At 64.8% G+C, this 24,107-nt stretch carries 19 protein-coding genes; 12 read left to right on the top strand and 7 right to left on the bottom strand.

Annotated elements, in window-relative coordinates; genetic code table 11:
* Window positions 1-145: 145 nt before the first annotated feature.
* From AC58D2_RS06285 to AC58D2_RS06275, 3 genes are all read left to right on the top strand, one after another.
* Window positions 146-3,199 carry a TonB-dependent receptor domain-containing protein gene (locus tag AC58D2_RS06285; RefSeq protein WP_497388385.1) on the top strand — a complete coding sequence of 1,018 codons (3,054 nt, stop codon included), beginning with the start codon at window positions 146-148 and terminating at the stop codon, window positions 3,197-3,199.
* Window positions 3,200-3,285: 86 nt separating this feature from the next.
* A complete protein-coding gene (locus tag AC58D2_RS06280) occupies window positions 3,286-4,071 on the top strand; it encodes a hypothetical protein (protein WP_497388383.1) in 786 nt (261 codons plus the stop codon).
* A gap of 13 nt (window positions 4,072-4,084) precedes the next feature.
* Window positions 4,085-5,677 (top strand): tetratricopeptide repeat-containing sulfotransferase family protein, encoded by a 1,593-nt coding sequence (locus AC58D2_RS06275; RefSeq protein WP_497388381.1) that lies wholly within the window; start codon window positions 4,085-4,087, stop codon window positions 5,675-5,677.
* A gap of 58 nt (window positions 5,678-5,735) precedes the next feature.
* On the opposite strand, the gene ahcY is transcribed toward AC58D2_RS06275, so the two are convergent.
* Window positions 5,736-7,142 carry an adenosylhomocysteinase gene (gene ahcY / locus AC58D2_RS06270; protein ID WP_497388379.1) on the bottom strand — a complete coding sequence of 469 codons (1,407 nt, stop codon included), beginning with the start codon at window positions 7,140-7,142 and terminating at the stop codon, window positions 5,736-5,738.
* Between ahcY and AC58D2_RS06265 the strand changes: the two genes are divergently transcribed.
* Together AC58D2_RS06265 and AC58D2_RS06260 are read left to right on the top strand one after the other, a co-directional pair.
* Window positions 7,135-7,440 (top strand): hypothetical protein, encoded by a 306-nt coding sequence (locus AC58D2_RS06265; protein WP_497388378.1) that lies wholly within the window; start codon window positions 7,135-7,137, stop codon window positions 7,438-7,440. The genes ahcY and AC58D2_RS06265 overlap by 8 nt on opposite strands.
* Before the next feature lie 119 nt (window positions 7,441-7,559).
* Window positions 7,560-7,958 (top strand): hypothetical protein, encoded by a 399-nt coding sequence (locus tag AC58D2_RS06260; protein WP_497388376.1) that lies wholly within the window; start codon window positions 7,560-7,562, stop codon window positions 7,956-7,958.
* A 51-nt stretch (window positions 7,959-8,009) separates the two neighbouring features.
* Here the strand turns inward: AC58D2_RS06260 and AC58D2_RS06255 are convergent, their stop codons facing one another.
* Window positions 8,010-8,573: a YqgE/AlgH family protein gene (locus AC58D2_RS06255; RefSeq protein ID WP_497388586.1), complete on the bottom strand. Its 564-nt coding sequence runs from the start codon at window positions 8,571-8,573 to the stop codon at window positions 8,010-8,012.
* A 136-nt stretch (window positions 8,574-8,709) separates the two neighbouring features.
* Between AC58D2_RS06255 and AC58D2_RS06250 the strand changes: the two genes are divergently transcribed.
* Window positions 8,710-9,888: a vWA domain-containing protein gene (locus tag AC58D2_RS06250; RefSeq protein ID WP_497388374.1), complete on the top strand. Its 1,179-nt coding sequence runs from the start codon at window positions 8,710-8,712 to the stop codon at window positions 9,886-9,888.
* 75 nt (window positions 9,889-9,963) lie between these two features.
* Complete coding sequence (locus AC58D2_RS06245; RefSeq protein ID WP_497388372.1) at window positions 9,964-10,755, top strand: DUF817 domain-containing protein; 792 nt, start codon at window positions 9,964-9,966, stop codon at window positions 10,753-10,755.
* Between the two features lie 3 nt (window positions 10,756-10,758).
* Here the strand turns inward: AC58D2_RS06245 and AC58D2_RS06240 are convergent, their stop codons facing one another.
* The 3 genes from AC58D2_RS06240 to AC58D2_RS06230 form a co-directional block, all read right to left on the bottom strand.
* Window positions 10,759-12,006: a M24 family metallopeptidase gene (locus AC58D2_RS06240; protein WP_497388584.1), complete on the bottom strand. Its 1,248-nt coding sequence runs from the start codon at window positions 12,004-12,006 to the stop codon at window positions 10,759-10,761.
* Between the two features lie 63 nt (window positions 12,007-12,069).
* Window positions 12,070-13,281 (bottom strand): exo-beta-N-acetylmuramidase NamZ family protein, encoded by a 1,212-nt coding sequence (locus AC58D2_RS06235; protein WP_497388370.1) that lies wholly within the window; start codon window positions 13,279-13,281, stop codon window positions 12,070-12,072.
* Window positions 13,278-13,826, bottom strand: coding sequence for a DOMON-like domain-containing protein (locus AC58D2_RS06230; protein WP_497388368.1), 549 nt, complete (start codon window positions 13,824-13,826; stop codon window positions 13,278-13,280). The genes AC58D2_RS06235 and AC58D2_RS06230 overlap by 4 nt, the downstream gene beginning before the upstream one ends.
* A 41-nt stretch (window positions 13,827-13,867) precedes the next feature.
* Here AC58D2_RS06230 and tyrS point away from each other — a divergent pair, with 41 nt between their 5' ends.
* Both tyrS and AC58D2_RS06220 read left to right on the top strand, forming a co-directional pair.
* The gene (gene tyrS, locus AC58D2_RS06225; protein ID WP_497388366.1) at window positions 13,868-15,094 is read left to right on the top strand and encodes a tyrosine--tRNA ligase; all 1,227 of its coding nucleotides are present in this window, start codon (window positions 13,868-13,870) and stop codon (window positions 15,092-15,094) included.
* 74 nt (window positions 15,095-15,168) lie between these two features.
* On the top strand, window positions 15,169-15,510 hold the full coding sequence (locus AC58D2_RS06220) for a PilZ domain-containing protein (protein ID WP_497388364.1): 342 nt from the start codon (window positions 15,169-15,171) through the stop codon (window positions 15,508-15,510).
* Between the two features lie 132 nt (window positions 15,511-15,642).
* Here the strand turns inward: AC58D2_RS06220 and recG are convergent, their stop codons facing one another.
* Window positions 15,643-17,709, bottom strand: a complete 2,067-nt coding sequence (recG, locus tag AC58D2_RS06215) for an ATP-dependent DNA helicase RecG (protein WP_497388362.1) — start codon at window positions 17,707-17,709, stop codon at window positions 15,643-15,645.
* Window positions 17,710-17,916: 207 nt separating this feature from the next.
* Between recG and AC58D2_RS06210 the strand changes: the two genes are divergently transcribed.
* Both AC58D2_RS06210 and mfd read left to right on the top strand, forming a co-directional pair.
* Window positions 17,917-18,177 carry a succinate dehydrogenase assembly factor 2 gene (locus AC58D2_RS06210; protein WP_497388360.1) on the top strand — a complete coding sequence of 87 codons (261 nt, stop codon included), beginning with the start codon at window positions 17,917-17,919 and terminating at the stop codon, window positions 18,175-18,177.
* Window positions 18,174-21,752, top strand: a complete 3,579-nt coding sequence (gene mfd / locus AC58D2_RS06205; RefSeq protein ID WP_497388358.1) for a transcription-repair coupling factor — start codon at window positions 18,174-18,176, stop codon at window positions 21,750-21,752. Before AC58D2_RS06210 ends, mfd begins: the two co-directional genes overlap by 4 nt.
* Before the next feature lie 79 nt (window positions 21,753-21,831).
* Here the strand turns inward: mfd and AC58D2_RS06200 are convergent, their stop codons facing one another.
* Window positions 21,832-23,028: a GGDEF domain-containing phosphodiesterase gene (locus AC58D2_RS06200; protein WP_497388356.1), complete on the bottom strand. Its 1,197-nt coding sequence runs from the start codon at window positions 23,026-23,028 to the stop codon at window positions 21,832-21,834.
* A gap of 61 nt (window positions 23,029-23,089) precedes the next feature.
* On the opposite strand from AC58D2_RS06200, the gene moaA reads away from it, so the two are divergent.
* Complete coding sequence (gene moaA, locus AC58D2_RS06195) at window positions 23,090-24,100, top strand: GTP 3',8-cyclase MoaA (protein ID WP_497388354.1); 1,011 nt, start codon at window positions 23,090-23,092, stop codon at window positions 24,098-24,100.
* Window positions 24,101-24,107: the final 7 nt, after the last annotated feature.

Genomic DNA, 24,107 nt, shown 5'->3' with positions numbered 1-24,107 from the left:
GGCGGGTCTAACGGCACTCAGATGCTGACATGATCCGGCGCTTCACAGGGCCAATTGGGCAAAGCGGCCTTGCTTTGTAAACCGGGGAAATATTGTTATGAAATCGATGAACGACGCTCCGTCGCCTTTGCGGCGGAATCTGGGCTTGGCAAGTCTGTCCGCGATTGCGGTAATGATCGCTACGCCGGCCGTGGCACAGACCGAGGACAGCACGCAAGACGACAGCGATGTCACCACACCGGCACCCGCCCCCGACGAATCGATCGTCGTCACGGGGTCGCGCATCCGTACCGTGACGCCGTTCAACAGCCCGGACCCGATCTCGGTGATCGACCCGGAGATCGCAGCCAAGGAAGGCAAGTTCGACCTCGCCTCAACGCTGCAGAGCTCGCCGATCGCATCGGGTTCCACCCAAATCACGGCGGCAATCTCTTCGAACTTCGTCACCAACGGCGGCCCCGGTGCGCAGACGATCGATCTTCGCGGTCTCGGCGCCAACCGCACGCTGGTGCTGCTCAATGGCCGCCGCGCTGGTCCGGCGGGGACGCGCGGCGCGGTTTCGTCGTTCGACCTCAACGTCCTTCCGGCTTCGATCGCCGACAATGTTCAGATACTGAAGACCGGCGCTTCGTCGGTCTATGGTTCGGACGCGGTTGCCGGCGTGGTGAACATCATCACCAAGACCGACACCAATGGGCTTGAAGTCAACCTCAATGCGGCAATTCCGTTCGACAGCGGCGGCGAGGAATATCGTGCCAACGCGATCTGGGGCAAAACATTCAGCCGCGGTCATTTCCTGATTGCGGCCGACTATACCAAGGTCAAGGAATTGAAGCGCGGCGATCGCAGCTATCTCGCCTGCCCTGAAGCCTATACATTCCGCGAGGACGGCAGTCGCGCTGATCTGATCGATCCGCGCACCGGGAAATACAAGTGCGAGGATCTGACTTGGGGTCACGTCTGGACCTATGACCGGATAGGCAACATGCAGCTTGATGGTCCCGGCGGACCCAACACGGGCATCGACACGGCGCCAAGCGGCGTCAACCAGATCCAGTTCCAGTATCCGGGCGAGGTGTTGGGGATTCCAACCTATGGCACACCTACGTCGCCGAGCGATATCGGCGTTCCGGCAGGCTGGTTCCCGACCGGATACACCACTGAATCGCTCGCGGTGCAGAATAGCTATCACCCGTTCGTCGAGGAACAGTCGATCATCCCGAAGACGAGCCTGATCACCGCCTATGCGGAAGGGTCGTACGAGGTGACGGACGCCGTCGAGGTGTTCGGCGAATTCCTGTTCAACCGCCGCAAGACTTATCAGAACGGCTGGCGCCAGTTCTGGAACTTCGGCGGCACCTCGAACTATGCGTCGACCATCTGGGCCGAGGGCTGGACGGGCCGCAATCTGCTCAGCCCCACCGGCATCACCAACCAGGCCGACAACAGCCAGAAGGTCGATTATTATCGTGGTGTCGGTGGTCTGCGGGGCAATTTCGGTACCAACGACAACTGGCATTGGGAAGTCTATGGCCAGTACAGCAAGAGCATCGGCCGGTATCGCTCGCAGCAGATCTTGCAAGACGCCTACGACAGCGGCTCGTTTCAGTCGGCCTCGTGCGTCGGCACGACGCTTCCGGTGTCGGGCAAGCAGTGCATCGATCTGCCATGGACCGATCCCTATTTCCTCCGCGGCGAGATGACCCCCGAACAGATTGCTTTCCTGTTCGACTGGGAAGAGGGCAAGACCGTCTATACCCAGTTGACCGGCGAAGCGACCTTGTCGGGAACGCTGTTCGAATTGCCCGCAGGCCCGGTCGGGATTGCGCTCGGTATCAACGGCCGCCGCGACCGGATCAACGACGTGCCGGGTGAGATCACCCGTGCCGGCAACGCTTGGGGCGCCTCCACCTCGGGAATTACCGCCGGCAAGAGCATGACCAAGGAAGTATTCGGCGAAATCAACGTCCCGCTGCTCGCCAATAAACCCTTCTTTGAAGAGCTGACGCTTTCGGCCGCGGGTCGCCTCACCAGCGTGAAATCGACGCGCGCTTCGGACGGCGTTTCCGACAGCGACAACGGCAACTTCACTTACAAGCTGGGCGTGAACTGGGCGCTCAACGATCTGCTTCGTTTCCGCGCCAGCTATGGCACGTCGTTCCGCGCTCCGGCGCTGTTCGAACAGTTCCTGGCCAATGAAACCAGCTTCCCGAACGCCCGGACGATCGATCCCTGCGTCTTGTGGCAGCAGGGCCTGGACGACGGCACGACGACGCAGCGTGTCGCCGACAATTGCGCCGCGGATGGCATTCCTGGCGATTATTCGGGTGGCAGTATCACGGCTACCGCCTTCTCCCAGGGTGGCCTCGGCCAGTTGCGCTCGGAAACGTCGCGCGCCTTTGTCATCGGGGGTGTATTGACGCCAAAGTTCGGCTTCCTGCCCAATACCACGCTGAACGTGGCCGTCGATTATTTCGACATCAAGGTGAAGGGCGAAATCACCCAGCTGGGTGCCGCCAACATCTTGTTCGGCTGCTATGATTCGGAGGATTTCGGCAGCGAACCGCTGTGCGACCTGTTTACGCGTGGCCAGACCGCCGATCCGCTGGCCGTTGACGAGGTCTATGACCAGTTCGTCAATATCGCGAGCCAGCGGAACAGTGGCATCGACGTCCAAGTCAACGTCGGCCAGGATCTCGGCAATCTGGGACGCGTCACGCTGACCGCCGATATGACCTGGCAGACCAAGGACGACTTCCTGCTCCTGCCGACCTCGCCGGTCTCATCGACCAACGGCGAAGCGGGTTCTCCGAAGTGGGTAGGGGATTTCCGCCTCAACTGGCGCACCAACGGTGGCTTCACTTTCTATTACGGGATGAATGTCATCGGCGGTACGTCGGACGTGGGGGACTTCCTGCGGCGTAACGGCGGCGACCCGTGCATCGATTCGTCGCTGCGCGGCCGTTATTGCCCGAAACTGACGACGCCGACGACCTTCTACCACAATGTGTCGCTGACTCAGGAGATTGCCGATCGGTTCGAAATCACCTTCGGAATCAGCAACCTGTTCAACACGCGCCCGCCACGGGTGTCGGTGCTGAATGGTGGCCAGATTTCGACGCTGGGACCGGTGGTCGCCGCGTCGCAATATCCGTTCACGGGACGTCGGGCGTTCATCAACGTTTCCAGCAAATTCTGATCAATTTGACAGACCAGGGGACGGGGCGGCATGGCGACATGCCGCCCCGTTTCTTTTGACCGGATAGCAAGGGTTCCCGACTGACTATGCCGACCGTCCTCGTAAAATCAGATACGCTCGACGAAGAGAACCGCCGCTTCGTCCAAGCGCCGCTCCGCCAACCAGTCTTCCTCAACAGTGTGCCCAAGAGCGGCAGTCATCTGCTGCGCAACATTCTGCGTATGTTCGTGCCCGTCGAACAGCAATATGACCGCGATTTCATCCAGTGGGCCAATCTGCAGCAGCACCGCGTCGCTTTCGACCCGGCGCGCCCCATGCTCAGCTGGGGTCATCTCTTCCTCGCCGATGCCTCCGCAATCGAGACCGCGCCGGCGCGCCGGATTCTTCTTTATCGCGATCCCTATGATTGGGTGATCGCGCGCGCGCGCTTTTTCGTGTCCGAGCAATTTTCCGGAAACATGGATCATCTGAAATCGGGCGCGCTCGGCGCGGATGAGCTATTGACGATGATGATCTTTGGCCTGCCGGGAAAAGCGCCCTCGCTGCGCGACATTTATGAAATGAACGCCGCAGCATGGCTTGGCGCGCGCGCGCATATCGTCAAATATGAAGAACTGATCCACCATCTGGCGATCCTCGACACGGCTGATGCGGAGGTTTTTTTCGTCGGACTGCTCAATGCGTGCGGAATCGAAAGGCCGGAAGACTGGCGCGATCGGATACGGATCGGGTCGGACCGCGAACAAAGCGGAACGTCACGAGAGAATCTGACTGGGGTGAAGGCTGATTTCCCCAATGTGCTGGGGCCGCGGCACCGGGCGCTCGTTGACTATCACGCCCCCGGCCTACGGGCCGTGCTGGGCTATGAATGAAGGAATGAAATGCGTGACTTCGACCGGAACCCACGGCAACGTCGTCGCCTTTTCCCTACTTGCCAAAGCCAACGAGCTCGTCGAGGCGGGGCACCTCGAACAGGCCGCTCAGCGCGTCATGGAGCATTTGCGCCGCAATCCCAATGAGCCCCAAGGCCTCGCCAAGATCGGCGAAATCGCGATGCTGCTCGGCGCGCTCGGCCAATCGGAACATTTCCTGCGCCAAGCACTGGCTCGTGATCCTGGAAATTTCGAAACAAAGCGGCATCTGGCGACCGTCCTAAACCAACAGGAGCGTCTGAGTGAGGCCGAGGCCCTTCTCGCCATGCTCGACCGCGAACGGAGCGATGCTGCGTTGGTCGCTGCGCATGCCAATGTCCTCGAACGGCTCGGCCGCAACACGGAAGCACGTGCCGCCTTTGATCGCCTGACCGAAATCCAGCCGGGAAGCCCGGCCAACTGGGTCGCGCTGGGGCACAATCTACGCGCCGCCGGCGATGTCGACGCAGCGGTCTCCGCCTATCGCCGGGCGGCCGAGATCGACTATGAATATGGTGAAGCTTGGTGGGGAATGGCGAGCATCAAGAGCCGCGTGCTGACCGACGCCGATATCGACGCGATGAAAGGGGCGACCGCCATCGCCATTGATATCCGTAACAGCGCACCCCTCCATTTCGCGCTCGCCCGCGCTTTTCACGACCGCAAACGCTATGCCGAGGCGTTCGACCATTATCGCGAGGCCAATCGCCAGCGCGCCGAAAGCATTGGCTATGACGCCAAAGAACTGACCGAGGAGATCGCCGAGCTCGAACGTGTCGTGACGCGCGATTTCATCGCTGCGCTGCCCGACGCGACGTCGGCCGACGGCGCGCCGGTGTTCATTGTTAGCCTGCCTCGCTCGGGCTCGACGCTGCTCGAACAGATGCTCGGTAGCCATCCGGACATCGAGCCTGTCGGCGAACTCGCCTATGCTCCCGCGATCCTGCGGAGCGTCATGGAAATGGCGACGCGCCGCGGCCCCGTTACCGTACCGCAGCTGATCGCGGGGCTACATCCCGATCAGGCGACCGCGATGGGACAGGATTATCTCCGTCGCGCCGCGTCTCATCGCAAGACCGGCAAGTGCTATTTCATCGACAAGCTCCCGCACAATTGGAGCAACATACTCTTCCTGCGAAAAATCCTTCCGCAAGCCAAGTTTATCGACATCCGCCGTCCGGCAATGGACTGCTGCTTTTCGAACTTCACGCAGAGCTTCTCGCGCGCGCACGCTTCCTCTTTCGCGCTCGAAGACATCGGGCAATGCTATGTCGATTATGTGCGGTTGATGACGCACCTCGACCGCGTCGCCCCGGGCCTGGTCCATCACATCGATTATGCCGCGATGGTCAGCGATCCCGAGCCGCATCTCCGAGCCGCGCTGACGCATCTTGGGCTCGAATGGGACGCGGCGGTCCTTGAATTCCACAAGCTCGACCGCGTCGTCCGCACTCCCTCAAGCGAACAGGTGCGCCGCCCGCTCAACCGCGACGGAATGGAAGTGTGGCGACCCTATGCCGAATGGCTCGGCCCCTTGCGCGAAACGCTGGGCAAACTTGCCGAATGAAAACGGCGCCGGATTCGTCCGGCGCCGCCTTTCGGTTTCATGTGATGCGACGCCGCAATCAATAGCGATAATGGTCGGGCTTGAACGGCCCTTCGACCGGAACGCCGATATAGTCGGCCTGCTTCTGCGTCAGCTTCGACAGCTTCACGCCGAGCTTTTCGAGGTGCAGCGCGGCGACCTTTTCGTCGAGGTGCTTGGGCAGCACATAGACTTGGTTCTGATAGTCGCCGGCCTTGGTGAACAGTTCGATCTGCGCCAGCGTCTGGTTGGTGAAGCTCGACGACATCACGAACGACGGGTGCCCCGTCGCGCAACCGAGGTTCACGAGACGCCCCTTGGCGAGGATGATGATCTCTTTCCCGTCGGGGAATTTGACGAGGTCGGTCCCCGGCTTGACCTCGGTCCAGTCGTAGTTGGCGAGCGCCGCGATCTGGATTTCGCTGTCGAAGTGGCCGATGTTGCACACGATCGCCATCGGCTTCATCGCCGCCATATGCTCGGCGGTGATCACGTCGGCGTTGCCCGTCGCGGTGCAGAAGATGTCGGCGCGGCCGACCGCTTCGTCCATCGTCACGACCTCGAACCCTTCCATCGCCGCCTGCAGAGCGCAGATCGGGTCGACTTCGGTGACGAGCACGCGCGCACCGCCGTTGCGCAGGCTCTGCGCCGAGCCCTTGCCGACGTCGCCGAAGCCCGCGACGCACGCAACCTTGCCCGCGAGCATCACGTCGGTGGCGCGGCGGATCGCGTCGACGAGGCTTTCCTTGCAGCCATAGAGATTGTCGAACTTCGACTTGGTGACGCTGTCGTTGACGTTGATCGCGGGGAAGGGCAGCTTGCCCTCCTTGGCGATCTGATAGAGGCGGTGGACGCCCGTCGTCGTTTCTTCGGACACGCCCTTGATGGTACGGACGCTCTTGGTGAGGTAGCCGGGCTTCGCCGCGAGGAACGCCTTGAGCGCGCGGACGAATTCGACTTCCTCGGCATTGGTCGGCTCGAACAGGTCCTCGCCCGCCTCGACGCGCGCGCCCCACAGCGCGAACATCGTCGCGTCGCCGCCGTCGTCGAGGATCATGTTGGCGGTCTCGTCGCCCCAGTCGAAGATGCGGCCGACATAGTCCCAATAATCGGCGAGGCTTTCGCCCTTCACCGCGAACACCGGGGTGCCGCCCGCGGCGATCGCGGCGGCGGCATGGTCCTGCGTCGAATAGATGTTGCACGTCGCCCAGCGCACCTCGGCGCCGAGCGCGATCAGCGTCTCGATCAGCACCGCGGTCTGGATCGTCATGTGCAACGAGCCGGTGATGCGCGCGCCCTTGAGCGGCTGCGATGCGCCATATTCCTCGCGCAGGGCCATAAGGCCCGGCATTTCGGTTTCGGCGATGGCGATTTCCTTGCGCCCGAAATCGGCGAGGCCGATGTCGGCAATCACATAGTCACGGGCGTCGGCGGCGAGGGTGGCCACGATCTGGATCTCCTGTCCGGTGGATCGGGCCGCTGCGCGCAGCCCGGAAGAATGGCGAGTAATTATGTTGCGCGCTCTACCCGAAACCGCTTCGGCGATCAAATATAAACTTTTCTTTATATCGGAGGATCGGCCCGCCTCGCCGATCTCGAGCGATGGCGCGCAGCTGCCCGAATCACGGGGGTCCGGACGCGCGCCGGACGAAAAAAATTTTGCGCGCCCCGATTGTGACAATCGGATCATCGCTTTTGTGACAGCCGCCGGCATCAGCCAAGATTATGAAAATCAGGACTTATAATGCGCCATGCGATAAGCATAATCGTCATTTGTGACACCAGTGTTACAAACGTCCGGAAATATTGACTTTTCCGGCAAGCGGCCGGAAAATCGGGCCAAGTTTTCGGGGAGATACCAAAGATGAAAAAAATTCTGCTTCCGCTTGTCGCCCTTACCTTCGCGACCCCGGCCGCGGCGCAATCGATCGTCGTCGTCACGGCGCAACAGCCCGATTCGATGGCGCTGCCCGTGGCCTATTCGGAGCTGAAGGCCGGCGATAACGACGGCGCGGTCGCAAAGCTCTCCGGCAATCCAGCCCTCGATGCGCGCGATCCGTCGCGGCTGATCAACCTTGGCACCGCTTATGCCCGTCTTGGCCGCACGGCCGACGCAAAGGCCGCCTATGAGGCCGCCGAGGCCAGCCCCATTCGCTATGACCTGGAACTCGCGAACGGCGATTACATGGATTCGCGCTGGGCCGCGCGCGCCGCGCTGACCAACCTGGAATCCGGCCGCGCGCAGATCGCCCTCGCGCGCTGATCGGTCAGGCCCCTCCCCTCTGCGGGGAGGGCGCCTGCCCAACGAATGACATCAGGCTTCGCCGCCTTCGGTGGTCAGCAGTCGCGCGTCGATGCCGGCTTCGGCGAAGGCGGCCTGCCACCGCTTGCCCGGCGGCGTGTCGAACAGCAGCGCATCGCTGCCCGGCGTCACGTGCCAGCCATGGCGCACCAGTTCTTCCTCTAGCTGTCCGGGCGACCAGCCGGCGTAGCCGAGTGCGACAAGCCAGCGCGAAGGTCCGCGTCCTTCGCCGATTGCGCGCAATATGTCGTGCGAACTCGAGATCATCCAGCGGTCGGCGACCTGCACGGCTCCAGCGCCGCCCCAATCGTCCGAATGGAGCACGAAGCCGCGCGAGGGCTCGACCGGACCGCCCAGAAAAACGGGGGTGTCGAGCGGATCGTCATGGTCGATCTCGAGCTGATCGAGCACGGCGCCAACGCTCATCCCGTCTATCGGGTCGGCAATGCCGATCCCCATCGCTCCCTCTTCGTCGTGGCTGATCATCGCAATCACGGCTTGTTCAAAGCGGGGATCGCCAATACCGGGCAGCGCGAGCAGCAACTGGCCGGTAAACCAGGTCGGTACCGTCTCCATCGCCGCATCATGAACCGGCGGGCGCGGCGGGTCTAGGGCCAAATCCCCCTCCCGGCGCGACCGCGCCTGATCGGCACCGCTTTCCGTTTACGTAAAGTGATTGCGCCCGGCCCGACGACGGGTTACGCCGGTCGCCATGTTTTTCGGCTTCCTCGACGAGCTTCGCGCCGCGGGCATTCCCGCCAGCCTGAAAGAGCATCTGATGCTGCTGGAGGCGCTCGACCGCGAGGTGATCGATCGCAGTCCCGAGCAATTCTATTATCTCTCGCGTGCCATCTATGTGAAGGACGAGGGGCTGCTCGACCGCTTCGACCAAGTGTTCAACAAAGTCTTCAAGGGTCTGCTCACCGACTATGGCCAGAACCCCGTCGACGTTCCCGAGGAATGGCTGAAGGCCGTCGCCGAGAAATATCTGACGGCGGAAGAGATGGAGGCGATCAAGTCGCTGGGCGACTGGGACGAGATCATGGAGACGCTGAAGAAGCGGCTCGAGGAACAGCAAAAGCGCCATCAGGGCGGCAACAAGTGGATCGGCACCGGCGGCACCTCGCCGTTCGGCAATTCGGGTTACAATCCCGAAGGGGTGCGGATCGGCGGCGAGAGCAAGCACAAGCGCGCGCTGAAAGTCTGGGAAAAGCGCGAGTTCCAGAATCTCGACAACACCAAGGAGCTCGGCACCCGCAACATCAAGATCGCGCTTCGCCGCCTGCGCAAGTTCGCGCGCGAGGGCGCGGCGGACGAACTCGACATCGCGGGCACGATCGACGGCACCGCGCGGCAGGGCTGGCTCGACATCAAGATGCGCCCCGAGCGGCGCAATGCGGTGAAGCTGCTGCTTTTCCTCGACGTCGGCGGGTCGATGGACCCGTTCATCAAGCTGTGCGAGGAATTGTTCAGCGCCGCGACGAGCGAGTTCAAGAATCTGGAATTCTTCTATTTCCACAATTGCCCCTATGAAGGGGTGTGGAAGGACAACAAGCGCCGCTGGTCCGAACGCACGCCGATGTGGGATATCCTCCACAAATATGGCCATGATTACAAGCTGGTGTTCGTCGGCGACGCGTCAATGAGCGCGTATGAAATCACCCACCCGGGCGGCAGCGTCGAACATTTCAACGAGGAAGCCGGCGCGGTGTGGCTGCAACGGATGGCCAATGTCTATCCCGCCGCGGTCTGGCTCAATCCGGTGCCCGAAGCGCATTGGGGCTACACCCAGTCGGTGAAGCTGATCAAGCAGCTGATGAACGAGCGCATGTACCCGCTGACCCTCGCCGGCCTCGACGATGCGATGCGCGAGCTGACCCGCAAGCATTAGGCCCAACCGCTGGACGCGCCGCCAAAGGGGATCGGCTCCAGCCGCTTTCATGATGTCCGCGCGCGGCTCGAAGCGATGGCCGTCGCGCCAGGACTGCGCGGCTGGTTTCTCGAATTCCTTGTCTTCGGCTTCAAGCAGGGCTGGGCTTGCCTGTTCGGCGCCCTGATGCTCGCGCTGCTGCTCGGCACGCATCTCTTCTGGCCCGAAGGCGCGCCGCTCCACCGCTATGACGCGATCACCGTCGGGGCCGTGCTGATCCAGCTCGCCATGCTCGCCTTCCGGCTCGAAACGCCGAAGGAAGCAGCGGTCATCCTGATCTTTCACATCGTCGGCACGGTGATGGAATTGTTCAAGACCGCCGCTGGATCATGGCAATATCCCGAAGCGAGCCTGCTCCACATCGGTGCCGTCCCCCTCTTCTCGGGCTTCATGTATGCGGCGGTCGGCAGCTATATCGCGCGTGTCTGGCGCATCTTCGATTTCCGCTACACGGGGTATCCGCCGCCGTGGACGAGTTACCTGCTCGCAGCCGCAATCTATGTCAATTTCTTCGCGCACCATTGGCTGCCCGATGTCCGCTGGCTGCTTTTCGCCGTCACCGCCTTGCTGTTCTGGCGTTGTCAGGTGTGGTTCCGCCCGCTGCACGTCCACCGCCGCATGCCGCTGCTCGTCGGCTGGGGCCTTGTCGCGACCTTCATCTGGTTCGCGGAGAATATCGGCACCTTCGCGCGCGCCTGGACCTATCCGAGCCAGAACCACGGCTGGCACATGGTCGGCGTCGAAAAGCTCGGCAGCTGGTATCTGCTGATGATCATTTCCTTCGTGCTGGTCAGCCTGGTCCAGCGGGCGAAGGGGCTCGACGCCTGACCGTCAGCCGATCGGATCATCGAGCGACTTCGGCGGTTCGCTGAACCATTTCGGCCCCGCTTCGGTCATGTGAAAGCAGTCCTCGATACGGATGCCGAACTCACCGGGAATATAGATACCGGGCTCGTTGGAGAAGCACATGCCCGGCGCAAGCCTGGTGGCCTCTCCGAGCACCAGGTTGACCGGCTCGTGCCCGTCCAGTCCGATGCCGTGGCCGGTGCGGTGCGAGGTGCCGGGAAGGCGATAGCCCGGCCCCCAGCCAAGCTTTTGGTAATAGGCGCGCACTGCATCGTCGACCTTGCCGGCCGGCGTCCCAAGCTGCGCCGCCGCAAAGGCAACCTGCTGCCCCTGGTGCATCTGGTCCCAGACCTGCCGCTGGCGCGCGCTGGGCGTGCCGTGAACCCAGGTGCGCGAAATGTCCGACTGATAGCCGTGAACCGTGCACCCGCAGTCCATCAGCACGACTTCGCCGTCGCGGACCCTCTGCGGCTGGCCGCTGCCGTGGGGATAGGCGCTCGCCTCGCCGAGCAATACCAGCGCGAATTCGGGCGATCCGCCGAGCGCGCTGGTCGCGCCGTTCATGATCGCCCCGATGTCGGCGGGGGTCATCCCCGCCTCGACGCGCGGGGCGGTGTAGCGATAGGCCGCCATCGTGATGTCGGTCGCGACCTGCATCAGCGCGATCTCGGCCGCCGACTTGATCATCCGGCAGCCGCGCACGACGGGGGCGCCATTAACGACCGTCGCGCCCGGCATCGCCTTTTCGAGCCCGTCGACCGCGAAATAGCGCACCGTTTCCTCCACGCCGATGCGACCATTCGTCATCCCGCGCTTGCCGAGCCATGCCCCGACGGCGACCAGCGGATTCTCGTCCTCGTTCCAGGTCAGCACGTCGGCCGGCACGTCCAGGCTTTCGCGCACCGACGGCTCCTCGAAAAAGGGCGTGACGATCGCCAGCTCCCCGTCCCGCGTCAGCACCGCGGCGGTCAGCCGCTCGCTGCGCCACCAATGAACCCCGGTGAAATAGATGAGGCTGGCGCCCGGCTCGATCAGCAGCGCGTCGATATCGTTCGCGCGCAAGAGCTGCGTCGCCTTGGCGAGCCGCGCCTTATGTTCGTCGGCGCCGATCGGCTGCGCATTCTTGGCGAGGTCGGGAAGCCCCGAATAATCGGCGTCGGCCCATGCGGCGCCTGGCAGGCCCGCCGCCATGCCGCCGATCGCGGCCGCGCCCAGAAAATGCCGTCGTTGCATCATGCCGTTTATCCCTTTGCCGTTTGCCCTGAGCACGAACGGTTTCGATGTCCGTCGCATACACTAGCGATAGATCAGCAAATCGGCGACCTCTTCGCGCCATTCCACTTCATCGGGCCGCGCGAGCGCGTCGAGGTCGCCGGCCTTCGCATCCGCATCGTCGACCCATTCGCGCAGAAGTGGCGAGCCGTTGATCACGTCGATCGCCAGCACATCGTCGGTATATTCATATTTGAAATCCTTGCCCCGCCAGATCGGATAATCCGGATAGAGGCTGCGGACCGCCTTGAAGCCGAGCGCCTGTACGCGCCACGGGCGAAAGGTGGCATGATCGTATCCCGGACCCTCGGCATGGATATGCACCCCGCCGCACAGGGCGCCGACATGCTTGTGAAAGGTCGGCTGGAACCAGATGTCGCGGAGCGAACATCCGGTCAGCCAGTCGGGCGCGAGTCGCTCCATCTCCCTTATCAGCGCGCGCGCGTCGATATCGGGCGCGCCGAAAAGCTCGAGGGGGCGCGTGGTCCCCCTCCCCTCGCTCAGGGTCGCCCCCTCGACCATTACCGTGCCGGCATAGGCGCGGGCCATGTTGACGTTCGCGGCGTTGGGGCTGGGGTTAATCCACACGCGATCCTCCGGCCAGCCGAACCCCGGCGCGTCATCGGGACTCCATCCGGTCATCTCGATCACCCGATAGTCGACAGCGAGCCCGAAGTGCCGGATGAACCAATGCCCCATTTCACCGAGCGTCAATCCGTGGCGCATCACCATCGGCCCGGCGCCGACAAAGCTTTCCCACCCCGCGCGGAGCCGCGTGCCTTCGACGGGGCGGCCGGCCGGGTTCGGGCGGTCGAGCACCCACACCTCCTTGCTATGCTCTGCCGCCGCCTGGAGGATGTAGAGCAGCGTCGTCACATAGGTGTAGATGCGGCAGCCCAGATCCTGAAGGTCGACGAGCAGCACGTCGAACGTGTGCATCGACTGACCCGTCGGGCGGCGCACGTCTCCATACAGGCTAAAACATGGAACACCATAAACCGGATCGGTGAAATCGGGCGACTCCATCATATTGTCCTGCAGGTCACCGCGCACGCCATGCTGCGGCCCGAAAACCGCGGTGACGTTCACCCCCGCCGCGACGAGCGCGTCGAGGCTGTGCGTCAGGTCGGCGGTGACCGAGGCGGGATGGGCGAGCAGCGCGACGCGCCTGCCTGCCAGCGGCGCGCGCAGCGCAGGTTCGGCGAGCAGGCGATCGATACCGAATGGGACTGTCATGCCGCGGGGGGTGCCCCAAGCACCAGTCCAAAGCAATCGCGATGATGAAAGTCGGGCTTGCCAGGCGGGTGCGCGAGTGCCCAATAGCTTTTGGTGCCGCCCGCCTCCTCGATCACGGCGGAGAGGGCGAGCAGGCTGCCGCGATCGGGAAGAATGCCCGGCACGACTTGCAGCACATAGAGCGCGTCGCCGCGCGCGCTCGTCATCTCCCACGGCGCCAGATCGTCCGTCTTCGCCAGCGAGCGATAGTCGTCGAACTGATAACAGGCCCAGCGCCCGTCGGGGGCATAGTTGAACTCGGTATAGTCGGCCTCGCCCTCCTCGGTCAGAAACGCCTCGAAACAGGTGGTCTGCCACAGCCCGTCGGTCGGCGCGTCGGCGATGACGAGTTCGCCATCCCCGGGCGGCACGATCAGTCGTGCGATATCGCCCTCGACCCCGAAGCGCAGCGCAAAGCCATCTTCCGCCGACAACATCACCTCGACCCACACCGACCGCACCACCTCCGGCGGCGTATCGGGATGGCAGATCAGCTCTTTCCGCATGCTATCCAAATCGCAAACCCCATGCTAAGCGCCGCGCCACCATGACGACCTATAAATCCGACCTGCTGCGCCTTCTCGACGAGCGAGGCTATATCCACCAGATGACCGACGCGGAAGGGCTCGATGCACTCGCCGCCGGACAGGTCGTTCCTGGCTATATCGGCTTCGATGCGACCGCGCCGAGCCTGCACGTCGGCAGCCTGGTGCAGATCATGATGCTGCGCCGCCTGCAACAGACCGGGCACAAGCCCATCGTGCTGATGGGCGGCGGAACGACCCGGATCGGCGATCCCACCGGCCGCGACGAAAGCCGCAAGATGCTGGACGATGCGACGATCGAGGCGAATATCGCATCGATCCGCACGATCTTCGAACCTTTTCTGACCTTCGGCGACGGTCCGACCGATGCGGTGATGGTCAACAATCACGACTGGCTCGGGCAGCTCGGCTATATCGAGTTGCTGCAGGAGGTCGGCACCCACTTCACGATCAACCGGATGCTGACCTTCGACTCGGTCAAATTGCGGCTCGAGCGCGAGCAGCCGATGACCTTCCTCGAATTCAATTACATGATCCTGCAAGGCTATGATTTCCGCCACCTGTCGAAAGCGATGGGGGTAAGGCTGCAAATGGGCGGATCGGACCAGTGGGGCAATATCGTCAACGGGCTCGAACTCGGCCGCCGCATGGACGGCAGCGAGCTGTACGGACTGACGACTCCGCTGCTGACCACCGCGGCGGGGGCGAAAATGGGCAAGACCGCCGCCGGCGCGGTCTGGCTCAATGCCGATCAACTGTCCCATTTTGACTATTGGCAATATTGGCGGAACACCGACGATCGCGACGTCGGCAAGTTCCTGAAGCTCTTTACCGACCTGCCGCTGGCCGACATCGCCCGCCTCGAAGCCCTCGAGGGAGCCGAGATCAATGAGGCGAAGAAGATCCTCGCCAATGAAGCGACCGCGATGTGCCGCGGCGCGGACGCCGCCCGCGCCGCCGCCGAGACCGCCGCGCAAACCTTTGAAAAGGGGCATATCGGCGGCGACCTTCCGCAAGCCGCCGCCCCCGCCGAAGGCCTGCGCATCGTCGATGCGCTGCGCGAGCTGGGGTTTGCCGCGTCGAACAAGGAGGCGCGGCGCAAGCTCGACGAAGGCGCGGTCAAGGTCGACGGCGCGGTGATCCGCGACCCGCATCACCTGATCCAGCCGGCGGCGGAGCCGGTCCCGGTGAGCCTGGGCGCCAAAAAGCACGGTCTTGTCACGCGCTGAAAGGGGCGCGACCGTTTACCGATTCTTGAGGAATCGGGTTGATCTTCACCCGCCAGACCAGCAGGGTTGGGATTATGCGCAAGATCGATACGAACAAGGCTCATTATGTCGGGCTCGACCAGCGGCTGTCGCCGCGTAGCGACGTGTACTGCCGCTTGCCCGTCGTGCTGCCCGACGGACGGCAGGACATGTGTACTTGCGTCAACATCAGTGCCGACGGGTTGCTGATGCGGTTCGAGCAGACGCTGGAGCCCGGCGAGGTCGTCGTGTTCCGGATGCCGATCGTCGGCCGCGTCGCGGCCAAGGTCGTCTGGTCGCTGGGCGGCAAGACCGGGGTGCAGTTCGAAACGATGATCTCGGTCGAGGATTATCTGCCGACGATCCGCGCGATGGGTGCGCGGGGCGACGTGAATTAAAACACCGTCGCTATAATCGGACCTGCCTTTCCGTTCGTGTCGAGCGAAGAGGGGCGGTGTAGATTGGCCCTTATCCCCTTCCCCTCCCTGTCCGTCATTGCGAGCGGAAGAAACGCCGTGGAGATTTATCGTCTAGCCGCTCCGTAGCAACGGCACCGCCGCATCGCGTTCGAAGAGATAAAGGCAGAGGCGCACCGCCTCGCCCCGCACCCCGTCCATGCCGCCATCGCGTTCGACGAACAGCCGCGCATCGTCGTGCGCCACGGGAAGCAGCCGCACGAGCCGTTCGGGGGTGGCGAGCCGGTAATCGGCATCGCCCGACTGCTTCAGGCCCAAAAGCTCGCCGCCGCCGCGCAGCTCGAGGTCCTTTTCGGCAATCACGAACCCGTCGTTCGTCTCGCGCATCAGTGCCAGCCGCTCGCGTGCGGTTTCGGAGAGAGTCGGCGACCGCAGCAGCAGGCACACCGACCTCGCGGTGCCGCGCCCGACGCGGCCGCGCAGCTGGTGGAGCTGCGCCAGGCCGAAGCGATCGGCATGTTCGACGATCATCAGGCTGGCGGCTGGAACATTGACCCCGACCTCGATCACCGTGGTGGCGACCAGGACGCCGATCTCCCCCGCCTCGAAGCGCGCCATTACCGCATCCTTGTCGGGGCCCTTCATGCGGCCGTGGACAAGGCCGACGCGCGCATCGCCAAGCCGCGCGCGCAGCAGCACCGCGCGCTCCTCCGCCGCCGCGAGTTCGCTCGCCTCGCTTTCGGCGACGAGCGGGCACACCCAATAGGCCTGCGCGCCGCTGGCAAGATGGCGTTCGAGCGCTCCGACGACCTCGTCGAGCCGCTCGACCGACATGACGCGGGTGTCGACCGGGGTGCGTCCCGGGGGCATTTCGTCGATTTGCGACACGTCCATCTCGCCGTGATTCGCCAGTTGCAACGTGCGCGGGATCGGGGTCGCCGTCATCACCAGCAGATGCGGCGGACGCGCCGCCTTGCTCGTCAGCATCAACCGCTGCGCGACGCCGAAACGGTGCTGTTCGTCGACCACGACGAGCGCCAGGTCGCGATAATTCACCGCCTCCTGAAAGATTGCATGGGTGCCGACGAGGATGTCGATGCTGCCGTCGGCGAGCCCCATCAACGTCGATTCGCGGATGCGCCCCTTGTCGCGCCCGGTGAGGATCGCGAGATTCACCGGCAGCCCCGCGAGCATCGATTGCAGGGTCGCGTAATGCTGGCGGGCGAGGATTTCGGTCGGCGCGAGCAGCGCAGCCTGCATCCCCGCCTCGACCGCACTCAACATTGCGCGCAGCGCCACCAGCGTCTTGCCCGACCCGACATCGCCCTGCAGCATGCGCAGCATCGGCGTGTCCTGCGCCATGTCGCCCGCGATCTCGCGCCCGACGCGCTCCTGTGCGCCCGTGAGCCCGAACGGCAGGTCGAGCGTCCCGGTCAGTCGCCCGTCGCCGCGCACCGCGCGACCCTTGCGCGTCCTCAATCCCTGCCGGATCAGCATCAGCGCGACCTGGCTTGCAAAAATCTCGTCATAGGCGAGCCGGTCATGCGCCGCCTCGTCGCGCGGGGTCGCGTGCGCGCGCGCCATCGCCTCGCGCCATGCGGGCCAGCCGCGGCTCGCGCGCAGCGGCGCGTCGATCCATTCGGCAAGCTCGGGCCGCCGCTCGAGCGCGATCTCGGCGAGCTGCGACAGCCGCGCATTGGTCAGTCCCTCGGTAAGCGGATAGACGGGCTCGTGGACCGCGATCGCGTCGTCGTCGCCCGGTTCGGTCACATGGTCGGGATGGACGATCTGGCGCATGTCGCCGTAAAGGTCGAGCCGCCCCGACACCCGGCGCTTTTCGCCAAGCGGAAAAAGCTTGCGCGCGAGGCCGGAGGTGCGGCCGAAATAAACGAGCCGCACATGGTCGCCCGCGCTGTCGAACGCCTCGACTCCGAAGGGCGCGCGCGGAGAGCGGCCCGGGCGATAGTCCTGCGCGGTCACGTCGACGATGATCGTCTGCCCCGGCTGCGCGTCGTCGAGGCGTTCGACGGGCACGCGCGATATCAGCCCGGTCGGCAGGTGGAACAGCACGTCGACCACCCGCTCGAGCCCCAGCCGCGCGAGCGGCTTGGCGAGCTGCGGCCCGACGCCCTTGAGGTCGGTGAGCGCGGCAAAGAGCGGGTTGAGGATTTCGGGTCGCATGGCTAGGGCATGTCTAGCCTCGCCTTTCCGTTCGTGTCGAGCGAAGGAAACCCGGCCCTCTTCCGTTTGTGCTGAGCCTGTCGAAGCACCGTCCCTGTTTTCCGGCGGCGCAAAAGACAGAACAGCCCTTCGACAAGCTCAGGGCGAACGGTGAGTGGATGCGACATCCGTTTCCGCTTCATCGCTCGCGCGATTAAAAGGTCCGCCATGCAAGATCGCCTGAAACGTCTGAAATTCCGCGCCTGGCACCGCGGCACGCGCGAGGCCGACTATATGATTGGTGGCTTTTTCGACCGCTATTCGCCCTCCTGGAGCGATGACGAGATCGCGTGGTTCGAGGCGGTGTGCGACGAAGACGACGTCGACATCATGGCATGGGCGCTCGGCACCGGGCATCCGCCTGCGCATCTCGACCGGCCCGCGATGATCGCCGCAATGCGCCGGCTGGACTATATCCCGCTGCCATGACCCACTCTGCCGCCGATATTTTCGCCGCCATCGGGCAGGCGTCGTCGCCGCTGACGCTGGCGCGTGCGGCGGACGGTTTCCTGCCGTTGCTACTCGCGGACCTTGCCCGGGCGAGCGACAAGCGGCTGCTCTATGTCGCGACCGACGATGCCGCGATGCAGGCTGTCGCCGACGCCGCGCCCTTCTTTGCCCCCGATCTCGTCGTCCATCGCTTTCCCGCGTGGGATTGCCTGCCCTACGACCGGGCCGGGCCCTCGATGCGCGTCAGCGCCGACCGCCTCGCCACGCTCTCCGCATTGCAGGCCCCGGCAAAGCGCGGCGAGCTGGTCCTGACCACCGTCGCGGCAATCACCCAGCGCACGCTCACCCCCTTCCGCATCCGCCAGCTCGCGACGACGCTGGCGCCCGGCCAGCGCATCGACCGCGACGCGCTCGCCAAACTGCTCGTCGCGAACGGCTTCAACCGCGTCGATACCGTCGCCGACCAGGGCGAGTTCGCGGTGCGCGGCAGCCTCGTCGACCTGTTCCCCGCCGGCGAGGATTCCGGACTGCGCGTCGACTTCTTCGGCGACGAGATCGAGAGCATCCGCCGCTTCGACCCTGCCGACCAGCGGAGCCTTGGTCCCGCCAAGGCACTGCAATTGCTTCCCGCCGCCGAGACCCTGCTCGACGAAGCGACGATCAAGCGCTTCCGCACGCGCTATCGCGAGCTGTTCGGCGCCCAGGCGACCGGCGACCCGCTCTATCAGGCGGTGAGCGAAGGGCGGCGACAGGCCGGAATGGACCATTGGCTGCCGCTGTTCGAAGAGCGGCTCGCGACGCTGCTCGACCATATCGACGCCGAAACGCCAATGCTGCGCGGCCACCGCACCGACGCGACCGCCGACACGCGGTTCGAGGCGATCCGCGACTATCATGCCAACCGCGTCGCCGCCGAACAGGAACAGGCGGGCAGCTATCGTCCCCTTGCGCCCGACGCGCTCTATCTGAACGCGGACGAATGGCGCGCCCTCGAAGCGGCGCGTCCGGTGCATGTCGTCACCCCGTTCGACGTCCCCGAAGCCGCAAACATACTCGACCTCGAAACCTTCGCGGCGCGCGATTTCACCCCCGAACGCACCGCCGACCTCAACGTCTACGACAAGGTCGCCGACCATCTGTCCGACGAGCGCCGCAAGGGGCGCCGCACGATCATCGCGAGCTATTCGACCGGCGCGCGCGACCGGTTGGCCGGGCTGCTGAAGGAGCATGGGGTCACGGGGCTGGTGCAGGCCGATACCTGGCAGGAAGCGCTGGGCCTGTCCTCTCCCCTCCCGCTTGCGGGAGGGGGCGGGGGTGGGCCGACTTCCGAACCGGCATCCGAGACTTCACCCACCCCTAACCCCTCCCGCAAGCGGGAGGGGAACAACGTCGCCCTCGTCGTCCTGCCGCTCGACCACGGCTTCGCCTCCGATGCCATCAGCCTGCTCACCGAACAGGATATCCTCGGCGAGCGTCTCGTTCGCCGCCAGAAGCGCCGCAAGAGCGCCGACGCCTTCCTCGCCGAACTCGCGACGCTCAGCGTCGGCGACCTCGTCGTCCACCTCGACCACGGCATCGGCCGCTACGAAGGGCTGACCTCGATCCCGGTCGGCAACAGCCCGCACGATTGCGTCGCGCTGACCTACGCCGGCGGCGACAAGCTCTATGTGCCCGTGGAGAATCTCGACGTCCTCTCGCGCTATGGCGGCGAGAGCGAGGGCGTCGCGCTCGACAAGCTGGGCGGCGAGGCGTGGCAGCGGCGCAAGGCGCGGATGAAGGAGCGCATCCGCGAGATTGCGGGAGAACTGCTCGCCACCGCGGCGCAGCGTGCGCTCCGCTCGGGCGAGGTGATGGCCGCCGACGCCGCCTATCCCGCTTTCGCCGATCGCTTCCCCTATCAGGAAACCGACGACCAGGACCGCGCGATCGGCGACGTGCTCGCCGACATGGCCTCGGGGCGCCCGATGGACCGCCTCGTTTGCGGCGATGTCGGCTTCGGCAAGACGGAAGTTGCGCTGCGCGCCGCCTTCGTCGCGGCGATGGCGGGGGTCCAGGTCGCCGTCGTCTGTCCGACCACGCTGCTTGCGCGCCAGCATTTCACCAATTTCGTCGAGCGCTTCAAGGGCTTCCCGATCAACATCGGCCGCTTGTCACGGCTCGTCCCCGCCGCCGAAGCGACGAAGACGCGCGACGGTCTCGCGAACGGTCAGATCGACATCGTCGTCGGTACGCACGCGGTGTTCGCGAAGGCGGTCGAATTCCAGCGCCTCGGCCTCGTCATCGTCGACGAGGAGCAGCGCTTCGGCGTCGTCCACAAGGAACGGCTCAAGCAGCTGAAGACCGACGTCCATGTGTTGACGCTCACCGCGACGCCGATCCCGCGCACGCTCCAGATGGCGATGTCGGGGCTGCGCGAGCTCAGCGTCATCCAGACCCCGCCGGTCGATCGCCTCGCGGTCCGCACCTATGTGGCGCCGTGGGACCCGGTGGTGATCCGCGAAGCGCTGCTGCGCGAACACGACCGCGGCGGCCAGAGTTTCTTCGTCACCCCGCGGATCAAGGACCTGCCCGATATCGAGGAGTTCCTGCGCACCCGCGTGCCAGAGGTCAAATATGTCGTCGCGCACGGCCAGATGGCGCCGGGCGAGGTCGAGGAGCGAATGAGCGCCTTTTACGACCGCAAATATGACGTCCTCGTCTCCACGACGATCGTCGAGTCGGGGCTCGACATTCCGAGCGCCAACACGCTGGTCATCCATCGCGCCGACCGTTTCGGCCTCGCGCAACTCTACCAGCTGCGCGGTCGCGTCGGGCGGTCGAAGACGCGCGCCTATGCCTATCTGACAACACCCGAGGCCGGCGCGATCACCGACACCGCCGAAAAAAGGCTCAAGCTGCTGGGCGACCTCGATACGCTCGGCGCCGGCTTCCAGCTCGCGAGCCACGATCTCGACATTCGCGGCGCCGGCAATCTCGTCGGCGACGAGCAATCGGGGCACATCCGCGAGGTCGGCTTCGAGCTCTATCAGGCGATGCTCGAGGAGGCGATCCTCGTCGCCAAGGCCGAGGGTGCCGGCGTCGCGCCGCCGCGCGAGGCGTTGTCGCCCGTCATCACCGTCGATGCGCCAATCCTGATCCCGGAGGATTATGTGCCCGACCTGCCGCTGCGCATGGCGCTTTACCGCCGACTCAACGAGGCCGAGGATCGCGCCGGCCTCGACGGCTTCGCGGCCGAGATGATCGACCGTTTCGGCCCGCTGCCGCCCGAAACCGCGAACCTGATCCAGCTGATGGAGATCAAGGCGAATGCCAAGGCGGCGGGGATCGCCAAGCTCGACGTCGGCACCAAGGGTGCGCTCGTCAGCTTCCACGGCGACGAATTCGCCAATGTCCCCGGCTTGATCGCCTATGTCGAGCGGTTGAAGGGCCGCGCGCGCATCCGCCCCGACAACAGGCTGTCGGTGAGCGGCGACTGGGGCAGCGCCGGCGCACGCCTCAACGGCGCGCTGCAATTGTCGAAGGGGCTCGGCAAGCTGGCGAAGCAGGCCGCCTGACGTCGCTCCCGCGAAGGCGGGGGCCGCTCGCAACCTTGCGCAACACCGATAGCGGCCCCCGCCTTCGCGGGGGCGCCGATCATTCCATCAGCCCCAATAATTCCTCGCCCGGAACCGGTCCCGATTTCAGAAACCCCTGCCAGGTCGCGACGCCGATCTCGCCGAGCCGCGCAAGCTGGCTTTGTTGCTCGATACCCTCGGCCACGACAAGCAGGCCCAGCGCACGCGCGAGGTCGACGATCGCCCGCACGACGATCCGGTCGCGGTCGCTGCCGTCGATCGTGCGCGTAAAGCCGCTGTCGATCTTGAGGTAATCGATCGGCAATCGCGCGAGCAGCGACAGGCTGGAATAGCCCGTTCCGAAATCGTCGATCGCGATCGCGCAGCCGAGCGCGCGGATCTGGGCGAGCTGATCCGCCGCGCTGCCCGGATCGCTGAGCATCGCCTGCTCGGTAAGTTCGAGCGTCAACCGGTCGGGATCGATCTTCGCAGCCTTGACCATCGCCGAAAGGCGGTCGGCGAAGCCGGGATCGCCCAGATCGGCGGCGGTGATGTTGAGCGAGACGCGCAGCTTCGCAAGCGCCTTCGGCCACCCCGCGACTTCGGCAAGCGCGACGCGATGGGCATGTTCGGTGAGTTCGCGTTCCATTCGCGCCGCGCGCGCCGCGGTGACCAGCGGGCCTGCCCCCAGCAGTCCGAGTTCGGGGTGACGCCAGCGCAGAAGCGCCTCGACTCCGACCATCGCACCGGTCGCTACATCATATTGCGGCTGATAGAAGATTGCGACCTCGCCGCGCGACAGCGCCGCCTTGACCATCGCGCCATCACGCGCCGAGGCAGGGCGAGCAAGCTGGTCGGATGCAGCGCGAAGCTGGTCGTCGACCGGCTCGTCGCGTCCGATCAGCGCGGTCGCGATGCGAATCGCCAACCGTCCGTTGGGATCGCCGACCATCGGCTCGGCGAGCGCGACATGCAGCGCACGTTCCTGGGCCTGCAACGCGGCGAGCGACAGCGGCACCGCCGGAACGATCAGGAAGCGCGGGCCTTCGAGGCGATCGACACAGGAGCCGGGGCCGAATTCGTCGCCAGCAAAGGCGTCGAGCCGCCGGGCCACTTCCTCGAGCAGCGCGTTGCCGGTTTCGGTCCCGGCGCTGTGGTTGATTCGGGCAAGCTGGTCGACCTGGACCAGGATCACGCCGATATCGGCGCCGTGGCGCGCATGCAGCGCGGTCAGGTGGCGGATACTCGCGGCGTTGGGGTCGGCACTATGATTCATTGCGGCGCCCATATCAGGCTTTGCTTGCCATTCCCTTGTCTTTTGCATCACAATCGGCGTCATGGTCGCAATTTCGCCCCGCACCGACGCACTCACCGATGGCTTTGGCCGCCGGATCAGCTATTTGCGCCTGTCGGTGACCGATCGGTGCGACCTGCGTTGTCGCTATTGCATGGCCGAGGATATGACCTTCCTGCCGCGCTCGGCGGTGCTCAGCATCGAGGAAATGGGCGATCTGGCAGAGCGATTCGTTGCGCGCGGCGTCCGCCGCATCCGCCTGACCGGCGGCGAACCGCTGGTGCGGCGGGGGGTCGACATTCTTGCCCGCCGCCTTGGCGCCTTGATCGGCGCCGGGCTCGACGAACTCACGCTCACCACCAATGCGATGCGGCTCGCCGAGCACGCGCCGATGCTCGCCGCGGCGGGCGTGCGCCGCATCAACGTCAGCCTCGACACGCTCGACCCAGAGGCCTTTCGCCATATCACCCGCGTCGGCGATCTGTCGGTCGCGCTGCGCGGCGTCGAAGCGGCGCGCGCGGCAGGGCTCGCGGTCAAGATCAACATGGTGGCGCTGGCCGGCCTCAACGAAGACCAGTTGCTGCCGATGCTCGACTGGTGTGCGGCGACCGGGTGCGATCTGACGCTCATCGAAACAATGCCGCTCGGCGAGGTCGAAGCCGACCGAACCGACCATTACATACCGCTGCATCGCTTCATCGCGCCGCTGCGCGCCGAACGCGCCATCTGGCCCGTCGACAAGCGCACCGGCGGCCCGGCACGCTATTTCGCGATCGAGGACAGCCCGGTCACGATCGGGCTGATCACACCGCTGTCGGACAATTTCTGCGCAAGCTGCAACCGCATCCGCCTGACGGTCGAGGGGCGCATCTATATGTGCCTGGGCCAGGATGATCATGTCGATTTGCGCGCCGCGTTGCGTGGCGACGCGCCGGACGCGGTCGACGACTTGATCGATCGCGCGCTCGCTGGCAAACCCCGCGCGCATGACTTTGAGATCGAAGCCAGATCCGCACCGGCGGTCGCGCGTCATATGAGTGCAACGGGCGGCTGACGCGCCG

It is taken from the genome of Sphingopyxis sp. CR5 (genome assembly GCF_059693785.1).
Note: the sequence above shows the minus strand (reverse complement) of the source record. Positions and strands in the feature narration are given on the sequence as shown.